A 19,021-nucleotide genomic window follows, 5' to 3' on the forward strand; every position below is an offset into this window, starting at 1 on the left:
TATTTTTAATCTCTGTCCTGAAATTAAAACTTTTTTATTTATTTTTCTAAAAATCTTTCCAGAATTTCCACTGCGCATTTCGGAAGGTTGGTCCCAGGTCCGAAAATAAAGTCAGCACCATTGGCATAAAGGAACTCATAATCCTGTTGTGGAATTACTCCTCCTACAACGATGGTAATATCGTCTGCTCCCAGTTTGGACAGTTCTTCCACTACCTGAGGAACTAATGTTTTGTGTCCTGCGGCCAATGAAGAAACACCTAAAATGTGAATATCATTTTCTACCGCTTGCTTAGCTACTTCTTCCGGTGTCTGAAACAATGGAGCAACGTCTACGTCAAATCCCATATCAGCAAATGCTGTTGCTACTACTTTCGCACCTCTGTCGTGCCCATCCTGCCCCATTTTAGCGACCATTAGCCTTGGGCGGCGTCCTTCTTCTTCTTCAAATTTCTGAGTCAGATTAAGGGCTTTTTCAAAGTATTCGTTTTTACCGGCATTCATTGCGTATACACCAGAGATTGTTTTAATGTTTGCTTTATATCTTCCAAAGGTTTCTTCCATGGCATCACTCATTTCACCAAGGGTAACTCTTCTTCTTGCGGCTTCAATACATAGAGCCAGAAGGTTTCCTTTTCCTGTTTTGGCGCTTTCGCGGATGTCATTCAGGATTTGCTCGACAGCTTCTGTATTTCTTTCTGCTTTGATCGTATTTAACCTTTCAATCTGTTTTCTACGAACTTCTGTATTGTCAATGTCCAGGATTTCTATTTGATCCTGTTTCAATGAGGATTTAAATGAATTGACTCCAATAATGAATTCCTCACCACTGTCGATCTTAGCCTGTTTTTTTGCTGCGGCTTCTTCAATTCTCATTTTTGGAATTCCGGCTTCGATCGCCTTCGTCATTCCGCCTTCCTGTTCTACCTCATCAATATACCTCATTGCTTCCTCGATCATTTGCTGAGTAAGGCTTTCTACAAGGTTACTTCCTCCCATTGGATCTACTACATCGCATATTCCGCTTTCCTGCTGAAGAATGATTTGTGTATTTCTTGCAATTTTTGCAGAGTAATCTGTAGGAAGGGCAATGGCTTCATCCAGTGCGTTGGTGTGAAGAGACTGTGTTCCTCCTAATGCTGAAGACAGCGCTTCTATTGCTGTTCTTGTGATATTATTGAAAGGTTCCTGCTCTGTTAAAGACCATCCTGAAGTTTGAGAATGGGTTCTTAACGCCAGAGATTTTGGATTCTGAGGATTAAATTGTTTTAAAAGGGTTGCCCAGATATATCTTGCAGCACGCATTTTCGCAATTTCCATGAAATGATTCATTCCGATTGCCCAGAAGAAAGAAAGTCTTGGAGCGAAATCGTCTACGTTCATTCCTGCTTTTATCCCTGTTCTTACATATTCAAGACCATCTGCCAATGTGTAAGCCATTTCAAGTACAGGCGTTGCACCAGCTTCCTGCATATGGTATCCGGAAATGGAAATGGAATTGAATTTGGGAATATTTTGCGAAGTGTATTCAAAAATATCTGCAATGATCTTCATGGAAGGTGCCGGCGGATAGATATAAGTATTTCTTACCATGAATTCTTTCAAAATATCATTCTGAATGGTTCCGGAAAGCAATTCCTGCTTTACTCCCTGCTCTTCTGCCGCTACAATATAGAAAGACAAAATAGGAAGTACAGCTCCGTTCATGGTCATGGAAACTGAAATCTGATCTAATGGAATTTCATTGAAAAGGATTTTCATGTCTTCCACAGAGTCTATGGCAACTCCTGCTTTTCCTACATCTCCCACCACTCTTGAGTGGTCAGAATCATATCCTCTATGCGTCGCAAGGTCAAATGCTACGGAAAGTCCTTTCTGACCTGCGGCAAGGTTTCTTCTGTAGAAAGCATTGGATTCTTCAGCGGTAGAAAATCCGGCATACTGACGGATTGTCCATGGCTTCTGAACATACATGGTGGAATACGGTCCTCTCAGATAGGGAGCAATTCCTGGAGAAGTCTGCGTTAATGATTCATCTTTTACATCTTTTTTTTCATAGGATGATTTGAGTTCAAGGCCGTCTTTTTCAAAATTGTAAATCTCTCTTTCCTGAGATGATACACTAAAATCCGGTTTTTTCACAGAAATTGTCTTTCGCATTCCAATTATTTTTGTCCCCGTAAAGTTAATTTTTTTGAGCGAAACATGAAACTTATGTTAACGTTCTGTTTTTCTAAGTTTTAGCAAAAGAAAAAGGCCGGGCAAATGCCCGACCTTTCTTATTGGTATCAATTTAAATTATTTCTTTATTCCCATCTCAAATAAAGCAAATGATATAAGATCTGCATTCTCACTGATCACCTGATCTGTAGATCTTCCTGCTCCGTGGCCTGCATTCTTCTCAATTCTTAAAAGAATAGGGTTTTTACATCCCTGTTTTTCCTGAAGTTCTGCTCCAAATTTGAATGAGTGTGCCGGAACCACTCTGTCATCATGATCACTGGTAATGATCATTGTAGATGGATAGCAAGTTCCTGCTTTTACATTATGTACAGGAGAATAGGATTTCAGATATTCAAACATTTCTTTGCTGTCCTCGGCAGTACCATAGTCGTAAGACCATCCTGCTCCGGCAGTAAATTTATTATACCTCAACATGTCCAAAACTCCAACTCCAGGGAAGGCTACTCTCGCAAGATCCGGCCTCATTGTCATTGTTGCTCCTACTAATAATCCTCCGTTTGATCTTCCTGACAGCGCCATATATTCTTTTGAAGTATAGCCTTTACTTTGAAGGTATTCTCCGGCAGCAATAAAGTCTTCAAAAACATTTTTCTTCTGCTGCTTTGTTCCTGCATCATGCCATTTTTTACCATATTCTCCACCACCACGGATGTTTGGAACAGCGTAAATACCACCATTTTCCATCCAGATAGCGTTTACTACAGAGAATGACGGCTGCAGACTGATATTGAAACCTCCATAAGAGTAAAGAATAGTAGGATTTTTACCGTCCAGTTTAGTTCCTTTCTTATAGTTGATCATCATAGGAACTTTTGTGCCGTCTTTTGAAGTATAGAATACCTGTTCCGAAACATAATCATCCGGATTAAACTTCACTTTAGGTTTTTGATAGACTTCAGATTTTCCTGAGTCTACATTGAATTTATAGGTCGTTCCCGGTGTAATATAATTGCTGAAAGAGAAGTAAACATCTTTCTCTTTTTCTTTTCCTCCGAATCCTGAGATATTTCCTTTACCAGGAAGAGTAATTTCTCTCACCAGTTTTCCGGTTTTATCAAACTGTTTTACCTGATCTATGGCATCAATCATATAGGTTGCAAAGAAATATCCTCCCCCTGAAGAGATCCCTAATACGTTTTCAGTTTGTGGAATCACGTCTTTCCATGTTGATGGAGACGGATTGGCAATTGTTGTTTTTACTAGACGCATATTGGGAGCATCTTTATCTGTAAAAATGAAAAGATCATCACCTTGTGTATCTACAATGTTGGCATTGATATCAAATCCGCTCATAATTTGTACAAAGTCTCCTCCTTTTTTAAGGTCTTTTATATACAATTCATTACCATTGGTAGCATTAGCAGCAGAAATGATAAGGTATCTCTGATCTTCAGAAACTCCGGCACTAAGATATCTTCTTGGGGTTTTATCTCCTCCGAAAATCAATTTATCTTCAGACTGTTTTGTTCCCAACTTGTGAAAATATACTTTGTGCTTATCCGTCATTCCGGAAAGTACTGTTCCCTCTTTAGGTTTGTCGTAGCTTGAATAATAAAACCCTTCATCTCCCTGCCATGAAATTCCGCTGAATTTTACATCCAGTATCGTTTCATCAATCTGTTTTTTGGTAACAGCATCAATGATGATGATCTTATTCCAGTCGCTTCCTCCTTCAGAAATAGAGTAAGCAGCAAGGTTTCCTTTTTTATTGAATGAAAGATTGGAAAGAGAGGTCGTTCCTTTCTCTGAAAATTTATTAGGATCTAAAAATACTTCTGTAGCATTGGTCTTATTGTTGGTTCTGTACAAAACAGATTGCGCCTGTAGACCATCATTTTTATAATAATAGGTATAATCTCCTTCTTTGAAAGGTGCTGAAATTTTTTCATAATTCCAGATATCTTTCAGCTGGCTTTTGATTTTATCCCTGAACGGAATTTTTGAAAGATAATTCTGGCTGTAAGCGACTTCTTCATCTACCCATTTTTTTGTAGGTTCAGAATCGTTTTCCAGATCTCTGAAAGGATCAGAAACAGCGTTTCCGAAATAGGTATCTGTCTGGCTTCCTTTTAATGCTTTAGGATAAATCATTTTCTGAGAGTAAAAAGATGCTGAAAATAATACTCCAGCGGTTAACAATATAGGTTTAAAATTCATACTGATCGGTTTTTCTCAAAAATACGCAAAGTATATGAAATAAAAAAAGTCCCGTTATATTGGGACTTTTTTATTCTTTATGAAGATATTTTTCAATTATTCATTAGCTCCGAAGCTTTCAAAATAGAAATCGGTAAGATTGGAAACAATCTCATCAGGGCTTCCATTCCAATAGTATATTTTATCTCCTTCTTTAAGTTCATATAAACTAAAGTTTTGATCTGTTGTTACAGTCTTATTGGCATTTTTAAAATCCTGAACGGCCTGAATTAAATATTTTTTAAGGTCTTCCGTTTTAATTTTGTTCAGATCTCCTTTTGGTCCGGAAGTCAGTTTTGATGGAACAAGGAAGCTTACAGAATAGCTTATTTCAGCAATTTTTTGTCCTTCCACATGCTCATTCGGCACTACTTTTACATCTTTAACGGTAAGTTTTCCCGTTTTAAAGTTTCCAAACATAGCTCTGAAATAATCTTCAGCTTCTTTTTTACATGCTGCTGCCGTAGCTTTAGGGAAAGCAGCAAGAAAATTCTCTACACTGCCATTGATCATTTCCTGTGACGTTTCTTTAAAATCTACCTGATAAGCAATCTGTCCGTCTACTGTAGGTTTTAAATAATCATTGAGTTTATTCAATGCTGCATCATCATTGCTCACAAACGTACCAAAAAAGAGTTCAAAGGCTTCTTTAGGTTTCTTTACTTCTGTCTGAGCCATCAGTTGCTGTCCCATCATGGTAAGCAACAGCAGGAAAATAATTTTGTAGTTTTTCATAGTTGATATTTTGTTTTGTTATTGGGAAAAACAAAGCCCCTGAAAAGTCAGAGGCTTTGTTTTTATTTATCTTAATTATAATAATTCTCTTCTTCCCCTTTCATCTTCTCTGCATTTTCTGCCATGATTACAGCGTCAATCATTTCAGAAATATCACCATTCATATAAGCATCAAGGTTGTACATAGACTTATTGATTCTGTGATCTGTAACTCTACCTTGTGGATAGTTGTACGTTTTAATTTTTGCAGAACGGTCTCCTGTAGATACCATAGATTTACGTTGTGCAGCGATATCTCCCTGTACTTTCTGTAATTCAATATCATATAGTTTTGTTCTTAGCATTTCCATTGCCAATTCACGGTTAGCAAGCTGAGAACGAGCCTGTTGACAAACTACAACAAGTCCTGAAGGTTTGTGGGTAAGCTGAACTTTAGTTTCAACCTTGTTTACGTTCTGACCACCGGCACCTCCTGAACGGGAAGTCTGCATTTCAATATCTGCAGGATTCAGTTCAAAATCTACTTCTTCAGCTTCCGGAAGAACAGCAATAGTGATAGCGGAAGTATGCACTCTTCCCTGAGATTCAGTTTCAGGTACACGTTGTACACGGTGAACTCCGGATTCGAACTTCATAATTCCGTAAACACCTTCTCCTTCCACTTTCATGATCAGTTCCTTGTACCCTTTTGCGGCTTCGTTAGAATCTGTTACTTCATGTCTCCATCCTTTTGTTTTGAAATACATGGTATACATTCTGTACACATCTTCCACAAAGATAGCTGCTTCATCACCACCTGTACCGGCACGTAATTCCACGATAACGTTTTTGTCATCTGCAGGATCTTTAGGGATCAGTAATACTTTCAGCTCTTCTTCCAAACCAGGAATTTTAGCCTGAGCTTCCAGTTTTTCTTCTTTAGCCAGATCTACCAGGTCTCTGTCTGAACCATCTGCAATGATTTCTTCAGATTCTGCGATACTATCCAAAGCGCCTTTGTACTGATCGTAAACTCTTACAATTTTCCCCAAATCACTATATTCTTTGTTCAAAGAAGAATATCTTTTTTGGTCTGAAATGACATCAGGCTGTATAATAAGGTCTGCAACCTCATTATATCTTTGTTTTATAGCTTCTAATTTTGGAATTAATGATTTAGACATTGTAGAAATTTTGTGGGTGCAAAGATAAGGATTATTAATTCAAAATTAAAATTCCGAATCATCATAAATTTTTGAGCATTAGGGATAAAGGATGCAAAACCACAAAAAGACAGATTTGCCAATCTGTTTATTCCCCTTTCTGAATCATCAAAATTAAGTTTGAGATCCTTTAGAAAGTCTTCTGTCTATTAAATATAAAGCAATTCCTACCGCAATAATTCCCAATCCTATCAAGCTTTCTTTAGGGTTATGAATGAATGTAAAATAGAGAATATAAAAACTGAACAATAGAAAAACTGCCGGAAAAATATGGAATGCATTCGACTTAAAGATTTTCCTGTCTTTTTTCTTCAGGAAGAATACAGTTGAAATCGCCAGACTTGCAAAAAGCTGCAAAATAAAGGCTGTATAGACAAAAATTTCTTTAAAACTTCCGGTTAGAATAATAACAGCTGCAATGACAGCATGAGCGAAAATAGCTCTTACCGGAATTCCTTTTGCATTTCCGGCGGATAATGGTCTCCAAATGGAGGTATGTTTTGCAAAAGCCTGTGTTAATCTTGATCCTACCCACAGATAACCACTGATGGTTGCAATGAGCTGCAGCGCAATAAAAATATTGACGATCTTTCCAAAAGCCGGTCCCAGCATATTGACAGCCGCTTCTCCCATTACATCTTCTTTTCCTGCCAGTTGACTTACAGGTGCATGTTTCAGCATAATATAATTCACCAGAATATAGCTTACCGTTACGAAAACAGTTCCGATGATGAGTGATTTGGGAAGATTTTTCTGAACATCTTTTATTTCTCCAGCGATATAAGATGCCGAATTCCAGCCTGTGTAGGAATAGGTTACAAATACCAGAGACGTAGCAAATGCGGGAAGCATGATCTCATTCTGCCAGCTGTCACTGAAATTGATACTGTTGCCTATCTGTGGTGAATCTGAAATTCCTACCCCAAGAATAACCAGTACAATAATAAAGGCTATCTTAATGAATGTAAAAAAGTTATGAAATCTGCTGGATGTTTTCAGGCTGAACGATAACGCAATGGCAACCAGGAAAATAGCTGCAATTGCAAATCCGTTTCCAAAAGAATACTCAAATACGGAAAGGTATTTCGACATGGCCAATGCAGCCAGCGCTACCGGAGAGGAAAACCCGATGATGAGTGAAACCCAGCTTATCAGATATCCGAATATGGGATGATAGGTTTCTGTGAGATAAATAAAATCGCCTCCGTTTCCTTTAAAATGGGAGCCCAATTCTGCGTAGCAAAATGCTCCAAATAAAGCGAGAACTCCTCCTATACTCCATAGCAGGAATATGCTGTAGGTATTGGTGATATCGGATAACTGAAATCCCAGGGTGGTAAAAATCCCTGTTCCGATCATATTGGAAACGACGATGGCTGCTGCTGTTTTCCAGCCAATCTGATGTGAGGTAGTACTCATTTACTGATTAAAAATTAAAATTAAGCCTTCCGAAGAAATAATTCCCCAGTGTTCCCATCTGGACCGGTGCATATTTGAATACTCCATAATATGAATTTTCATAAATCTGGCGGTCCGGGAAGACATCAAATACATTGTTAGCTCCTACCGTAAAATTGATGTTTTTTGTGAAATCATACCCAACACTAATGTCAGTAACTATCTTTGGTGAGAATTCCTGCACGTCTCCAAACGGATAGCCATCTCTTATTACTTTACCAAAATAGGTATTTCTTACGAGAAAATTGAACTTCCCGATTCCATAATTTAATCCTAATGAAGCTTTTGTTTTGGGTGAAAGGGTTTCAATGATGTTGATCTGATCCGGACCAAAAAACTGGTTCTGCGGAGTTCCTAAGTTTTCCGGAAAATGGAAATCTGTGATTTTGGTTTGAGTATAGTTTCCAGCAAGATTGATATTTAATTTTCCATTGCCAAGAATCCAGTCATAGGTTACTACGACATCAACTCCTTTTGTTTCGGTATCGATAGCATTGGCAAAAAATCTTCCGCTCTCTACCTCATTTCCCTGTCCTACTATCGCTGGATCTGACAATCTTGGATCTGTTATATTTCCGGTAATAACGATTCTGTCTTTTACTTTAATGATATATCCATCTACGGTTATCAACAGTCCTTTTACAGGTTTTAAAGTAAATCCGGCACTTCCGTTTACAGAGGTTTCCTGTTTAAGTTTATCAAATCCGAGAATTTCAGCAGCTTTGCTGTCATTGCTAAAGATTCCCTTTGTGACAATCTTCTCGCCTGAAGTAGAAATATCAGCATAAGAGTTATTAAAATACTGCTGTTGCAATGATGGTGCTCTGAATCCTGTTCCTACCGCAGCTCTTACCGCATAGTTTTTTACAAATTCATATCGTACCGCAAGTTTTCCGTTCAGTGTATTTCCAAAATCTGAATAATTTTCAAATCTTGCCGCCGCATCAATATTTAATTTTTTATCTAAATCATAGGAAACATCTGCATATACTGCGGTGGAATGCCTGTCTTTCTTCAATGCATTATTGGGAGAAAATCCGATAAAAGATTGAGATCCTCCCGCACCAAGCACTGTTGATCCTTCAGTGGCAACGTTTCCATTGATGTCATATTGGGTATAAGAAGCTTCATCACCTGCCTTGATCTGGTATTGTTCAAATCTGAATTCTCCTCCAAATGCAATATTGAAACGGTTTATATTTTTGGAAACATCAAGATTAATAGTATTTTGAAGAAAGCTATGCGCTCCGGCATAAAAACGGGTTGGAGATTTTGCTCCCAAAGAAGCATTATTCGTATTGTTTACATTATAATTGAAGGTATTGCTTCCAAAGGTATTACTAAGGTCAAAAAACCAGTCGTTAACATTATATTTTGCTCCTACAGCATAAGAAACATCGTATACCTGAGAGGCCAGAGTAGCCTGAAATCCGTTCGGGTAAATGGACGAAACTACATTAGATTTTTCGCTCGGAAGTCTTCTGAAACCAAAACCATTTCCTTCTTTGATGCTGAATCCTCCAAAAGAATACACTTTAAAATTGTCATTAAAAGGATATTCTGAATTGAAAAACAGCTGTCCCTGTCTGATCTGGGCATCTCCGATCTGAAAATTAAAATCATCACGCGTTAATCCTCTTTTTGCAAGTTCTGCATCATCTGCGGCTCTGGCAGCTTTTATGGCTTCTGCGTCCCCTGCAAATTCATAGGCAAAATTATCTCCGAAAATATCCAGGTCGTGATTTTGCGTTCTAGTGGTTTTTCCTCTGTGACTTAGCTGTAATGAAAGATTAATATAGCCTTCTTTCTTTCCTAATGAGGCTCCATAATTAACTCCTGCCTGGTAAGTATCACCATCATTTCTTCCGGTTAATCCATAGGTAAGGCTTGCCGAAGCTCCCGTATTTTTCTTAAGAATTATATTGATTACTCCTGCAATGGCATCAGAACCATATTGTGCAGCTGCTCCGTCTCTTAACACTTCTATCCTATCAATTGCAATTACGGGAATAGTGCTCAGATCTGTTCCTACAGAGCCATTTCCTACCGTATTCTGATAATTTACCAAAGACGTAGAATGCCTTCTTTTTCCGTTAAGCAAAACCAAAACCTGATCGGGTCCCATTCCTCTTAAAGTTACGGGATCAATATGTTCTGTACCATCTGAAGCAGACTGTCTCACTGCATTAAACGATGGAATCACATAATTCAGAAGATCCTGAGCAGTCATTTGCGGAGAACTTCTCTGGATTTTATCGATGTTGATTACATCTACAGGAACTGGTGTCTCCAGTTTTGTTCTTTTGACATTACGGTTTCCGACGATGATAATATCTTCGATCTCTTTTCCTTTTTCCTCACTTTCCTGAGCAGCGACCAGAATTGCTCCAAGCAATAATACAGCTGTGCTTAATTTTTTCATTTTTGTTCTTGCCAATTAATAATACGAATCTGACGGATCTTTCCGCAGATACACAAGACATCAAGAAATGGAATTCATATAGAGTATTGACTTCACTTATCTCCCCCAAAGGGTTGGAATTAGCACCTTTACACTCCTGGAAACGTGTAGGTTGCTAAGGTTTCACCGGGCCAAATCCCTCCACCTTTCTTGATAAATCTACTGCAAAAGTAGACTATTTTTTTAAATGTACAAAAAAAGGCAAATCTGCTCTGCTGCAAATTTGCCTTTTATTATTTTATAGAACTTGTTTACACTTTTATTTTTGAACCATTAAGGTTTAATAAGAGTTTAAGAGTATTAAGATAAGCTTCGCTTTAAGCTTAAAAATCAGAATGATCCATCTTAACGATACTTTATTTCTCAAATAGCTCTTAATGGATCAATACACTATAAATCAACAACTTTATAATTTTTTTTTATTGAATCATCATCTTTTGAATGGCTATTCCTGTATCTGATTTCAGCTGTACCAGATAGGTTCCTGCCGGATAACTAACTTTCATATTATAAGCTCCGTTCTCTTTATCCAGTTTAAAAGAATCCATTCTTTTACCGGTCATATCAAAAATTGAAATCTCACCATTTTTTGCTTTACTGAAAACCAGTTTAGCGATTCCGTTTCGAACCGGATTATCTGCAATCTGAAGGGATAATTTGTTGGCCGCATTGGTATCTACAGTTGATAGAGCGCCAGCATAATTTCCAAAGATCCTGAATTCTCCTGGCTGTAAAGTGATCGGAGTTGTTGTGGAAGCTATATTCGAAATACTGTTGTCCATCAGATTCTGCCATTGACCTGTGTAAGGAAAATAAGGCACAACATTCTGCGCGGAAGTAGTATAATTGGCCAACACTACCACATTCTTTATTCCTGTTGTAATAGCGGCATCATACACATAAATTCTTGTGATCAGGCCGGTAGGATCGTTCGTAAGGTTATTGGATTCTATACTGTAGGTTTTAGATTTAAAAACCTGATGGGTATTTCTGATATTGATGATTTTTGCCCATGTATCATATACTGCCTTTCTGTTTGCATTGGTATCATATCCTAAAGTGAATGCAACAGGTTTCTCATCGGTTCTACATCCATTGTCTATAGTACCATTCGCACATCTGTTGATACTGAATTCATATCCTAATTCTCCAAACTGCCAGATCATTTTCGGACCAGGAATGGTAAAGAAGGTTGCACCGAAAGTTTTCATTCTTTCAAGAGCGGTATTCAGATCTTTCACATTATAACTTCCATTGATTGCGCCATAGGCAAGGTTTTTAAACATCAATCTTTCTTCGTCATGGCTTTCTCCATAGCCTACAGCACTCATATTGGTGAAGCCGTGAAGACTGTGATTCATGCGGTCATAATTGCTATTTTCCTGATATCCCATTGTATTCTGATTGTAAGGGTCTGTCTGTTTATTCCAAAGCATAACTCCTTTTCCTTCTGCAATTCTGTAGTTGGCCCATTGCTGCTCTTCTGCATCTGTTCCCAGGTGTTCGAAGATCATATAAGAATTGGGGTCAATGGCCCATTGTTTGTCAGCATAATTTTTCATGATATCCACTCTGTCCTGCTGATAGGCATTGGTACAGGCCTCATCGTTTTCAGAACAGCTTTGCGTAAACCCTTTGGTTAAATCCCAACGGAAGCCGTCTATGTGGTATTCTGTCAGCCATTGTTGAAGGCATCTTTCAACGTAATATTGCGTTGAAGGGCTTGTGTGGTTAAAATCATTGAAGACATTGTAAGAATGTTTCGGAACCTGATTAAAGTAAGGATTGTTCGGTGCAACATCGCCATAGCCATCGCCATCCGGATCTACATTCCAAAGTCTTACTAAAGGAGAACGTCCTGTAGCGTGGTTAAAAGCCACATCCAGAATCACTGCAATTCCGTTCTGATGGCATAGATCTACAAATTCTTTGAATTTTTCCGGAGTTCCATACGCTTTATCTAAGGCATAATGGAAAGAAGTATTGTATCCCCATGAAAGATTTCCATCAAATTCCATGATGGGAAGCAATTCTATAGCATTGATTTTTAAGTTCTTTAAATACGGGATTTTATCAATCAACGACTGCCAGTTCTTTTCCTGTGTAAAGTCTCTCAATAATAATTCATAGACTACCAGATCTTGTTTTGCAGGTCTCTGAAAATTGGTTACCTGCCAGTTATAAGCGGTCTGTCCGGTTTTAAATGTTGAGACTTCAAAACCCTGTCCGGCAGGAAATGCTGGTAAGTTCGGATAAGTAGAAGCTGAAATCCACTGATCATCGTAAGAAGATAGAATTTGTGGAGAATAAGGATCTGCTACTTTCCTCAAATCATTGGTTCTGTATTGGAAGGTATACAGCTGCTGAGGAGTGATTCCATTGAGCTCAATCCAGTACAGATCAGGATTTGTGGTATCTTTTTTCATTAAATAAGTATCATTCACCGCCCAGTTATTGAAACTTCCGATGACATGTACAAAGCTTTTGCCCGGAGCATATAGTGCTAATCCCACTTTGGTAGGATCTGTGGGGTGATAATTGATTCCCTGTCTGATCCAGTTTGGTATTGCTTCAGAAACCACATTTCTAGGAACCTGTAAGATAAATGTTGCCGTTTTAGAATTGGTTCCCTGTGTTGCTACAAGCTCCATGCTGGCATCCTGAGTGACTGTATAATTATAAGAATAAGATTGTGAAGGAGTTGTTGTAGAATTAATAACAGCTCCGTTGGCTTTTAACTGAAATATAGCATTGTTATTGGCTGTAGCTGTAATATTGATAGAATTCCCAACAGGAACAGTAGTAAGGCTATTGGCCAGTGGATTGGTAAGGCTTAAACTTAAAGTCCCTACGTTTACAAAAATGTCAGGTGAAGTCTGATGGGAACCTGTTTTATCTTTTAATAAAAATCCAAATCTTCCGATTCCTGTTCTTCCGAAGAATGTTGTTGGAGTAAAAGTAAGTGAATAGCTGTCTGTTGCAGCATTATAATTCAGCTTATTCAAATCATTGGAATTATTCCAGCTGCCATTAGTAGGACAGTTCTGACTATTCTGATAATTGGTATCAAACGACCAGGTCCACATATAAATGGCATTATTGGAAACTCCCCATGCAGATTCATCAATCTGATCCCCAGGAACCGTAAGCGTAATGGCATCTGTTTCATTGAATGGATTAGGAGAAATTGTATAGTTAATCTGCCCAAAAACGTACATTGTAATCAGCAGAAAAACAACGGAATAAAATTTTCTCATGTCTTATTTTTTATCGAATATAGTGTTATTTTTTATTCATAACCTTTATTTTGAGCCAGTTTTTGTTAAATATTTCCATTTTTCGGGAAAAACAAAATAAAAAAAGACTCATGAAATTTCATGAGCCTTCCAATAAAAGTAATTGTAATGAACTAATTCCTTTTGGCAAAAATCTTTGGTATTGAATTTCGCTTAATTTTTTATAATCTTTTTAGAAATGGATTGTCCATTCTTTAATTTTAATTCTACAATATACAATCCTGAAGGAAGTTCAGTCATGTTGATCTGATTATCTGAGAACTGTACATTCATTCTTTGTCCTACTGCGTTGACAACATTTACTTTTTCAATTCCTGAATCAGCTTTAACCATAAGAATTCCTTTTGTAGGGTTAGGATACATTCCAATTACAGATTGATTCAGTTTGGTTTCTGAAGTACTCAAAGAAGAGGTAGGCTTGATACATCTTACTGAAGCACCCTGCCCTCTCATAGCACCAGCAGATGGATTGGCAATCGTGGATCCGATATACAGATATTTCCCTCCTAAACTTGATGTATCAGAGCTCCAGAAATACCCTCTTTGCCCTACAAAAGTAAAGTTCCCATCACTGGAGCTTCTATAACCTCCTGCAGGTAATTTAAGATGACTGTTATAAGCAGCTGTAGGGTTAGAAATACTTTCTGCTCCTATTAAAGTTGTCCAGTCTGCCTGAGAAGGCATTTTCCAGTCTGCACCTATTGCTTTACAAGGATCTATACCTGCAGAAGCATTTACATCTGCAAGTGATGTCTCATTCCATGTATCTCCACTTGCAAAATTTGCCCACCATGCCGGAGATCCTGCAACATAGCCACCCACGGTGGTACTTGTTCCTTCCGGAGTGTTAGGTGATGGTGCCTGCACGATCTGAGAACTTCTAAGTTGATGCCCGTCATCCCATCTTCCCCATTGGAAAAGGTCTCCATAAGAATTCGCATCCGCTACTGATGAAGCCACCTGCGTACTTCCAAGGTTCTGCTGAAGCCAGATTTTTCCGTCTGCTCCTCTTACCGTCGTATAAGCAACCTGCTGTCCGCGATACATAAAACTTACACAACCAATATCACCTACATTGGCTCCTGGATCTGTATTGCTGCATGTTTGTGGATTAAGGTTCAGAGAAATTCTTTTCACCTTTGTTGTATTGTCAGAATAAGCCAAAACAAGATAATTTTGTGCCTTATCTATTGCCAAATCATTGTATTTTGCTTCGCCATCTGAAACAAAATCTCCTCCAAATGGAGCCCAGTTCTGAGTGTCATCTAGTTTATAAACCGTATTTCTCAGGAAGTTATCATTTTCAAAACGACTGGCCACTACATAAGGTTTTCCGGATTCTGTTACGGCTAACGCAACATGCTGTACTCTTCCCTCTGAAAAGTTGGCATTTCCAACCTGTACCCAGGAGTTTCCGTCAAATTTCTTGACATTCACTTTTTTTCCTCCCCAAGAGTTGGATACATACGCTACATAGATTCTGTTCGCCCCATCCAAAGCAATATCAGCATTGTACTGTTCCCCTGACGAAGAAGCATCAGCTGCCGCTCCTCCTACCAAACTCCAGTTTTGTGTTGAACTTGCATCCGTACTGTTCTGATATACTTTTATCCCTCCGGAAACATTGCAGGTATACACCGTATTATTGGTTCCTATTACCATTTCAGCAAATTCAGCACCTCCTGAAAAACCTGCATTTCCTACCTGTTCCCATGCACCTCCGGAATATTTTTTTACTGTTCCGGAACCGTAAGATCCATAAGTGAATATAATATTATCTGAGGATACTGCAGAAGCCTGATAATTTACCGAGCTGTCTGTAGCATTAGGAAGCTGAGACCATAAAGAGCCTGTAAATAAACGTACTTCCATCCCGGAGCCTGGATAACCAAGCTGATTGGTATAATAAATACTGTTTCCGTTTGGACTTATAGATAAGGAATTGTAAGTGGCAGTTCCTGTAGTAACTCCGGGTGTTCCCCCTAAGTAAGACCATGAGTTCCCGTTAAATTTCTGAACGGAGCCTTTAGCTACTGAAACATCATAATATGACAGATAATAGTTTCCTGAGTTATCAATAACAAGATTGTTAAAACTGCTTCCTCCTGCAGATACATCCTGAATGCCTCCTACATTTTCCCATTGCTGGGCATACATATAGCTTCCAGCAACGGTTAGCAGCACTAATCCCGTTCTGATTTTCTGAATTGCAAAATGTAAATCTTTAAACATATGAAATATTATTTTTAATTATTCTAAATTTAATTTAATTTTGCGCAAAAGTACCTCACATTATTAACCCCGAGTTATCATTTTCGAACTTTTGGTTATCCTGCGAAGGACTTTTATCTTAAGAAGTTGTACCATGGCTGTAAAAATGTGTTGTATGAGGAGTCAATCAAAAAGTGGACATTTGTTCATATCCGAGGACATCAAAATCATCATGCAGGAAGACCTGTGTCCTGATCAATCCTTCAAGTCTCATATGCTGGAGGGGAAGTCAAGTTTTAATCTTATTTTCCTGTTGAGTGATGGCATTAATTTAGAAGGCCATGATTGCGGCACCCAGTTTTTATTCAAGAAAAATCAATATATCCTCCATTATTCTCCTAAAGAAAGTATTGCTGAACTATGGACAGAAAATCAGGAAATTCTGAGGTATCTCCAGATTCAGATTAATTATCAATATATTTTTAACCTCATCAATCCGGAACTAAATCGTGAGAATGCTGAGATTCTGGAAAACATGATCCATAATAATTTTATATTCCTTCATAAAGAAACTCCGCCGGATATGACGGTTGAGATGCATATGATTGTAAAAGAGATTCTGGATTATAATAAGAAAGGAATCATGCAGAAGTTATTTATAGAAGCAAAGATTATCAAACTTCTTATCCTGATCTTTGAGCAATTTAATGAGAAAAACATTCTCGAGGATACTCCAAAGACTCCCGAAATGATCAGGAAATTCATTGATGAGAATTATCACAGGAATATAAAAGCGGAAGAAATAGGAAAATATTTTGGTCTGAACCAGAATATCATCAGAAAGGAATTTAAAACTCAGTACCATACAACGATTGCTCATTATATTTCGGAGCTCAGAATGTTGAAAGCAAAGAAACTGATCACTAATAAAGAAATTATGATCAAAGAGATTGCTATTGAATGCGGTTATGAGTACCTCCAGAACTTTACACGCGCTTTCAAAAAGAAATTTGGGGTATCTCCTGAAAGTCTGAGGAATAATAAATAGAAAAACCGCTTAATTGCTTAAGCGGTTTATATATGTTGTTTTGCTTTGATATTACTTTTTCAGAATTCAGGTGAAAAAGCAATGACAATCAATTAATGATGATGTCCGTGATCGTGAAGGAAAGGTCCGTTTCCTTTAGGCTCGCTATAGATAACTTCTACACCTTCCTGCTCAGAAATAAGCTTTCTTCTGATATCTTCAGGATCGAAAGGCTTTACTTTTCCGAAATACTCTTTCAAACCTTCAGTTAGCCACATTGGGATTACTAATCCGAAGAACATAAAAATACACCAGAATCCTACTAAGAACATAGTAATGAAGAATATAGTCCAAAGGAACTGGTAGAACGGCCAAAATGCTGATAATATCGTTATCATTCTCTTAAAGATTTTAGGCAAAAATAGAACTTTTTTCCTTTTTACACAAAAGATCAGCGCTCTATTTTCTTATTTATTTTAATTTTAAACTAATTAGTGGGCCAGATTTGCGAAGAAATCATTGCCTTTATCATCGGAAATGATGAATGCAGGGAAGTCTTTTACTTCAATTTTTCTTACCGCTTCCATTCCTAATTCCGGGAAGTCTACTACATCTACAGACACAATATTGTCTTTCGCAAGAATAGCAGCCGGTCCTCCGATTGATCCAAGATAGAAACCTCCGTATTTGTGACATGCATTGGTAACATCTTTACTTCTGTTTCCTTTTGCCAGCATAATCATACTTCCACCATGGCTCTGGAACTCGTCTACGTAAACGTCCATCCTTCCGGCAGTAGTAGGTCCGAAACTTCCTGAAGCCATTCCCTCCGGAGTTTTTGCAGGTCCAGCGTAATAGATTGGGTGATTTTTGAAATATTCAGGCATTGGTTTCCCGCTGTCGATAATTTCTTTGATTTTTGCGTGAGCAATATCTCTCGCTACGATCAGTGTTCCGTTCAGTTTTAATCTTGTTTTGATCGGATATTTGGAAAGTTCAGCAAGAATTTCAGGCATTGGCTTGTTCAGGTTAACCTCAACAGCTTCTTCTAAATGTGGAGGAGTATCTGGTAAGAATCTTTTTGGATCCTGCTCTAATTGTTCAAGGAAGATTCCTTCTTTTGTAATTTTTCCTTTGATATTTCTGTCTGCGGAACAGGAAACACCCATTCCTACCGGACAAGATGCAGCATGCCTTGGAAGTCTGATCACTCTTACGTCGTGTGTAAGATATTTTCCTCCAAACTGAGCTCCGATAGCACTTTCCTGACAGATTTTCTGAACTTTAGCTTCCCATTCAAGGTCTCTGAATGCCTGTCCGGCCTCATTTCCTTCTGTCGGAAGATTATCGTAATATTTTGCAGATGCTTTTTTCACTGCTGCAAGGTTGGCTTCTGCTGAAGTACCTCCGATTACCAATGCTAAGTGATATGGTGGACATGCAGCTGTTCCAAGGTCTGAAATTCTTTCTTTAACAAATGCTTCAAGAGATTTTTCGTTCAATAAGGATTTCGTTTTCTGATATAAGAATGTCTTATTCGCAGAACCTCCTCCTTTTGTCAAGAATAAGAATTCGTAATAATCTCCTTTTTTAGCATAGATATCGATCTGTGCAGGAAGGTTAGATCCCGAATTCTTCTCATCAAACATCGTCAAAGGAACTACCTGAGAATATCTTAGGTTTCTTTTCTGATACGTATTGAAGATTCCCTTGCTCAGGTATTCTCCATCATCCACTCCTGTGTATACATTTTCTCCTTTCTTTCCCATTACGATAGCTGTTCCAGTATCCTGACACGAAGGAAGCGCTCCCTCTACAGCTACTGCAGCATTTTGTAAAAGGTTGTAAGCAACAAATCTGTCGTTATCTGTAGCTTCAGGATCATCAATAATTCTTCTAAGGCTTTCTAAGTGCGAAGAACGAAGCATGAAAGAAACATCTGCCATCGCTTCTTCAGCTAACAGTTCCAATCCTTTCGGGTCTACTGTTAAAATTTCTCTCTCACCTAGTTTTTCAACCTTTACATAGTCTGATGTAAGCTTCTTGTACACCGTATCATCTTTCTGAATAGGATACGGATCCTGATATCTAAAATCCATTCAATTTTTGTTTGTACAAAAGTACGCCTCCTTTAAAAAAATATGAGTAAAATCAGTCATTTATATTGATATTTATAATGATTATAAATTGGA

Annotated in this window: 11 protein-coding genes and 1 riboswitch; of the genes, 1 reads left to right on the forward strand and 10 read right to left on the reverse strand. The window is 38.0% G+C overall.

Annotation, left to right across the window (positions count from 1 at the left end; genetic code table 11):
- Window positions 1-38: 38 nt before the first annotated feature.
- From scpA to NK356_RS07350, 8 genes are all read right to left on the reverse strand, one after another.
- Window positions 39-2,159, reverse strand: coding sequence for a methylmalonyl-CoA mutase (gene scpA / locus NK356_RS07315; protein WP_034692691.1), 2,121 nt, complete (start codon window positions 2,157-2,159; stop codon window positions 39-41).
- A gap of 138 nt (window positions 2,160-2,297) precedes the next feature.
- Entirely contained in the window at window positions 2,298-4,400 is a 2,103-nt protein-coding gene (locus NK356_RS07320; protein ID WP_034692692.1) for a prolyl oligopeptidase family protein, read from the reverse strand.
- Between the two features lie 96 nt (window positions 4,401-4,496).
- Window positions 4,497-5,174 (reverse strand): hypothetical protein, encoded by a 678-nt coding sequence (locus tag NK356_RS07325; protein WP_034692694.1) that lies wholly within the window; start codon window positions 5,172-5,174, stop codon window positions 4,497-4,499.
- 71 nt (window positions 5,175-5,245) lie between these two features.
- Window positions 5,246-6,337, reverse strand: a complete 1,092-nt coding sequence (gene prfA, locus NK356_RS07330; protein ID WP_253316603.1) for a peptide chain release factor 1 — start codon at window positions 6,335-6,337, stop codon at window positions 5,246-5,248.
- A gap of 153 nt (window positions 6,338-6,490) precedes the next feature.
- Window positions 6,491-7,795 (reverse strand): APC family permease, encoded by a 1,305-nt coding sequence (locus NK356_RS07335; RefSeq protein WP_034692697.1) that lies wholly within the window; start codon window positions 7,793-7,795, stop codon window positions 6,491-6,493.
- A gap of 7 nt (window positions 7,796-7,802) precedes the next feature.
- Complete coding sequence (locus tag NK356_RS07340; protein ID WP_253316604.1) at window positions 7,803-10,256, reverse strand: TonB-dependent siderophore receptor; 2,454 nt, start codon at window positions 10,254-10,256, stop codon at window positions 7,803-7,805.
- A 93-nt stretch (window positions 10,257-10,349) separates the two neighbouring features.
- A riboswitch (SAM riboswitch) is annotated at window positions 10,350-10,455 on the reverse strand.
- Between the two features lie 259 nt (window positions 10,456-10,714).
- A complete protein-coding gene (locus NK356_RS07345) occupies window positions 10,715-13,552 on the reverse strand; it encodes an alpha-amylase family glycosyl hydrolase (RefSeq protein ID WP_253316605.1) in 2,838 nt (945 codons plus the stop codon).
- Between the two features lie 192 nt (window positions 13,553-13,744).
- Window positions 13,745-15,823: a T9SS type A sorting domain-containing protein gene (locus NK356_RS07350; protein WP_253316606.1), complete on the reverse strand. Its 2,079-nt coding sequence runs from the start codon at window positions 15,821-15,823 to the stop codon at window positions 13,745-13,747.
- A 154-nt stretch (window positions 15,824-15,977) separates the two neighbouring features.
- On the opposite strand from NK356_RS07350, the gene NK356_RS07355 reads away from it, so the two are divergent.
- Complete coding sequence (locus NK356_RS07355) at window positions 15,978-16,850, forward strand: helix-turn-helix transcriptional regulator (RefSeq protein WP_185103630.1); 873 nt, start codon at window positions 15,978-15,980, stop codon at window positions 16,848-16,850.
- 92 nt (window positions 16,851-16,942) lie between these two features.
- On the opposite strand, the gene NK356_RS07360 is transcribed toward NK356_RS07355, so the two are convergent.
- Both NK356_RS07360 and NK356_RS07365 read right to left on the reverse strand, forming a co-directional pair.
- A complete protein-coding gene (locus NK356_RS07360; RefSeq protein WP_170872059.1) occupies window positions 16,943-17,227 on the reverse strand; it encodes a hypothetical protein in 285 nt (94 codons plus the stop codon).
- A 93-nt stretch (window positions 17,228-17,320) separates the two neighbouring features.
- On the reverse strand, window positions 17,321-18,928 hold the full coding sequence (locus tag NK356_RS07365) for a fumarate hydratase (RefSeq protein WP_034692704.1): 1,608 nt from the start codon (window positions 18,926-18,928) through the stop codon (window positions 17,321-17,323).
- Window positions 18,929-19,021 lie beyond the last annotated feature (93 nt).

Source organism: Chryseobacterium sp. S0630, from assembly GCF_024158915.1.
Classification (GTDB): Bacteria; Bacteroidota; Bacteroidia; order Flavobacteriales; family Weeksellaceae; genus Chryseobacterium.

Coding starts and splice junctions, on each gene's coding strand:
- NK356_RS07340 (WP_253316604.1), bottom strand. CDS start 10,256: ATGAAAAAATTAAGCACAGCTGTATTATTGCTTGGAGCAATTCTGGTC.
- NK356_RS07350 (WP_253316606.1), bottom strand. CDS start 15,823: ATGTTTAAAGATTTACATTTTGCAATTCAGAAAATCAGAACGGGATTA.
- NK356_RS07345 (WP_253316605.1), bottom strand. CDS start 13,552: ATGAGAAAATTTTATTCCGTTGTTTTTCTGCTGATTACAATGTACGTT.
- NK356_RS07365 (WP_034692704.1), bottom strand. CDS start 18,928: ATGGATTTTAGATATCAGGATCCGTATCCTATTCAGAAAGATGATACG.
- NK356_RS07320 (WP_034692692.1), bottom strand. CDS start 4,400: ATGAATTTTAAACCTATATTGTTAACCGCTGGAGTATTATTTTCAGCA.
- NK356_RS07355 (WP_185103630.1), top strand. CDS start 15,978: ATGAGGAGTCAATCAAAAAGTGGACATTTGTTCATATCCGAGGACATC.
- NK356_RS07360 (WP_170872059.1), bottom strand. CDS start 17,227: ATGATAACGATATTATCAGCATTTTGGCCGTTCTACCAGTTCCTTTGG.
- prfA (WP_253316603.1), bottom strand. CDS start 6,337: ATGTCTAAATCATTAATTCCAAAATTAGAAGCTATAAAACAAAGATAT.
- NK356_RS07325 (WP_034692694.1), bottom strand. CDS start 5,174: ATGAAAAACTACAAAATTATTTTCCTGCTGTTGCTTACCATGATGGGA.
- NK356_RS07335 (WP_034692697.1), bottom strand. CDS start 7,795: ATGAGTACTACCTCACATCAGATTGGCTGGAAAACAGCAGCAGCCATC.
- scpA (WP_034692691.1), bottom strand. CDS start 2,159: ATGCGAAAGACAATTTCTGTGAAAAAACCGGATTTTAGTGTATCATCT.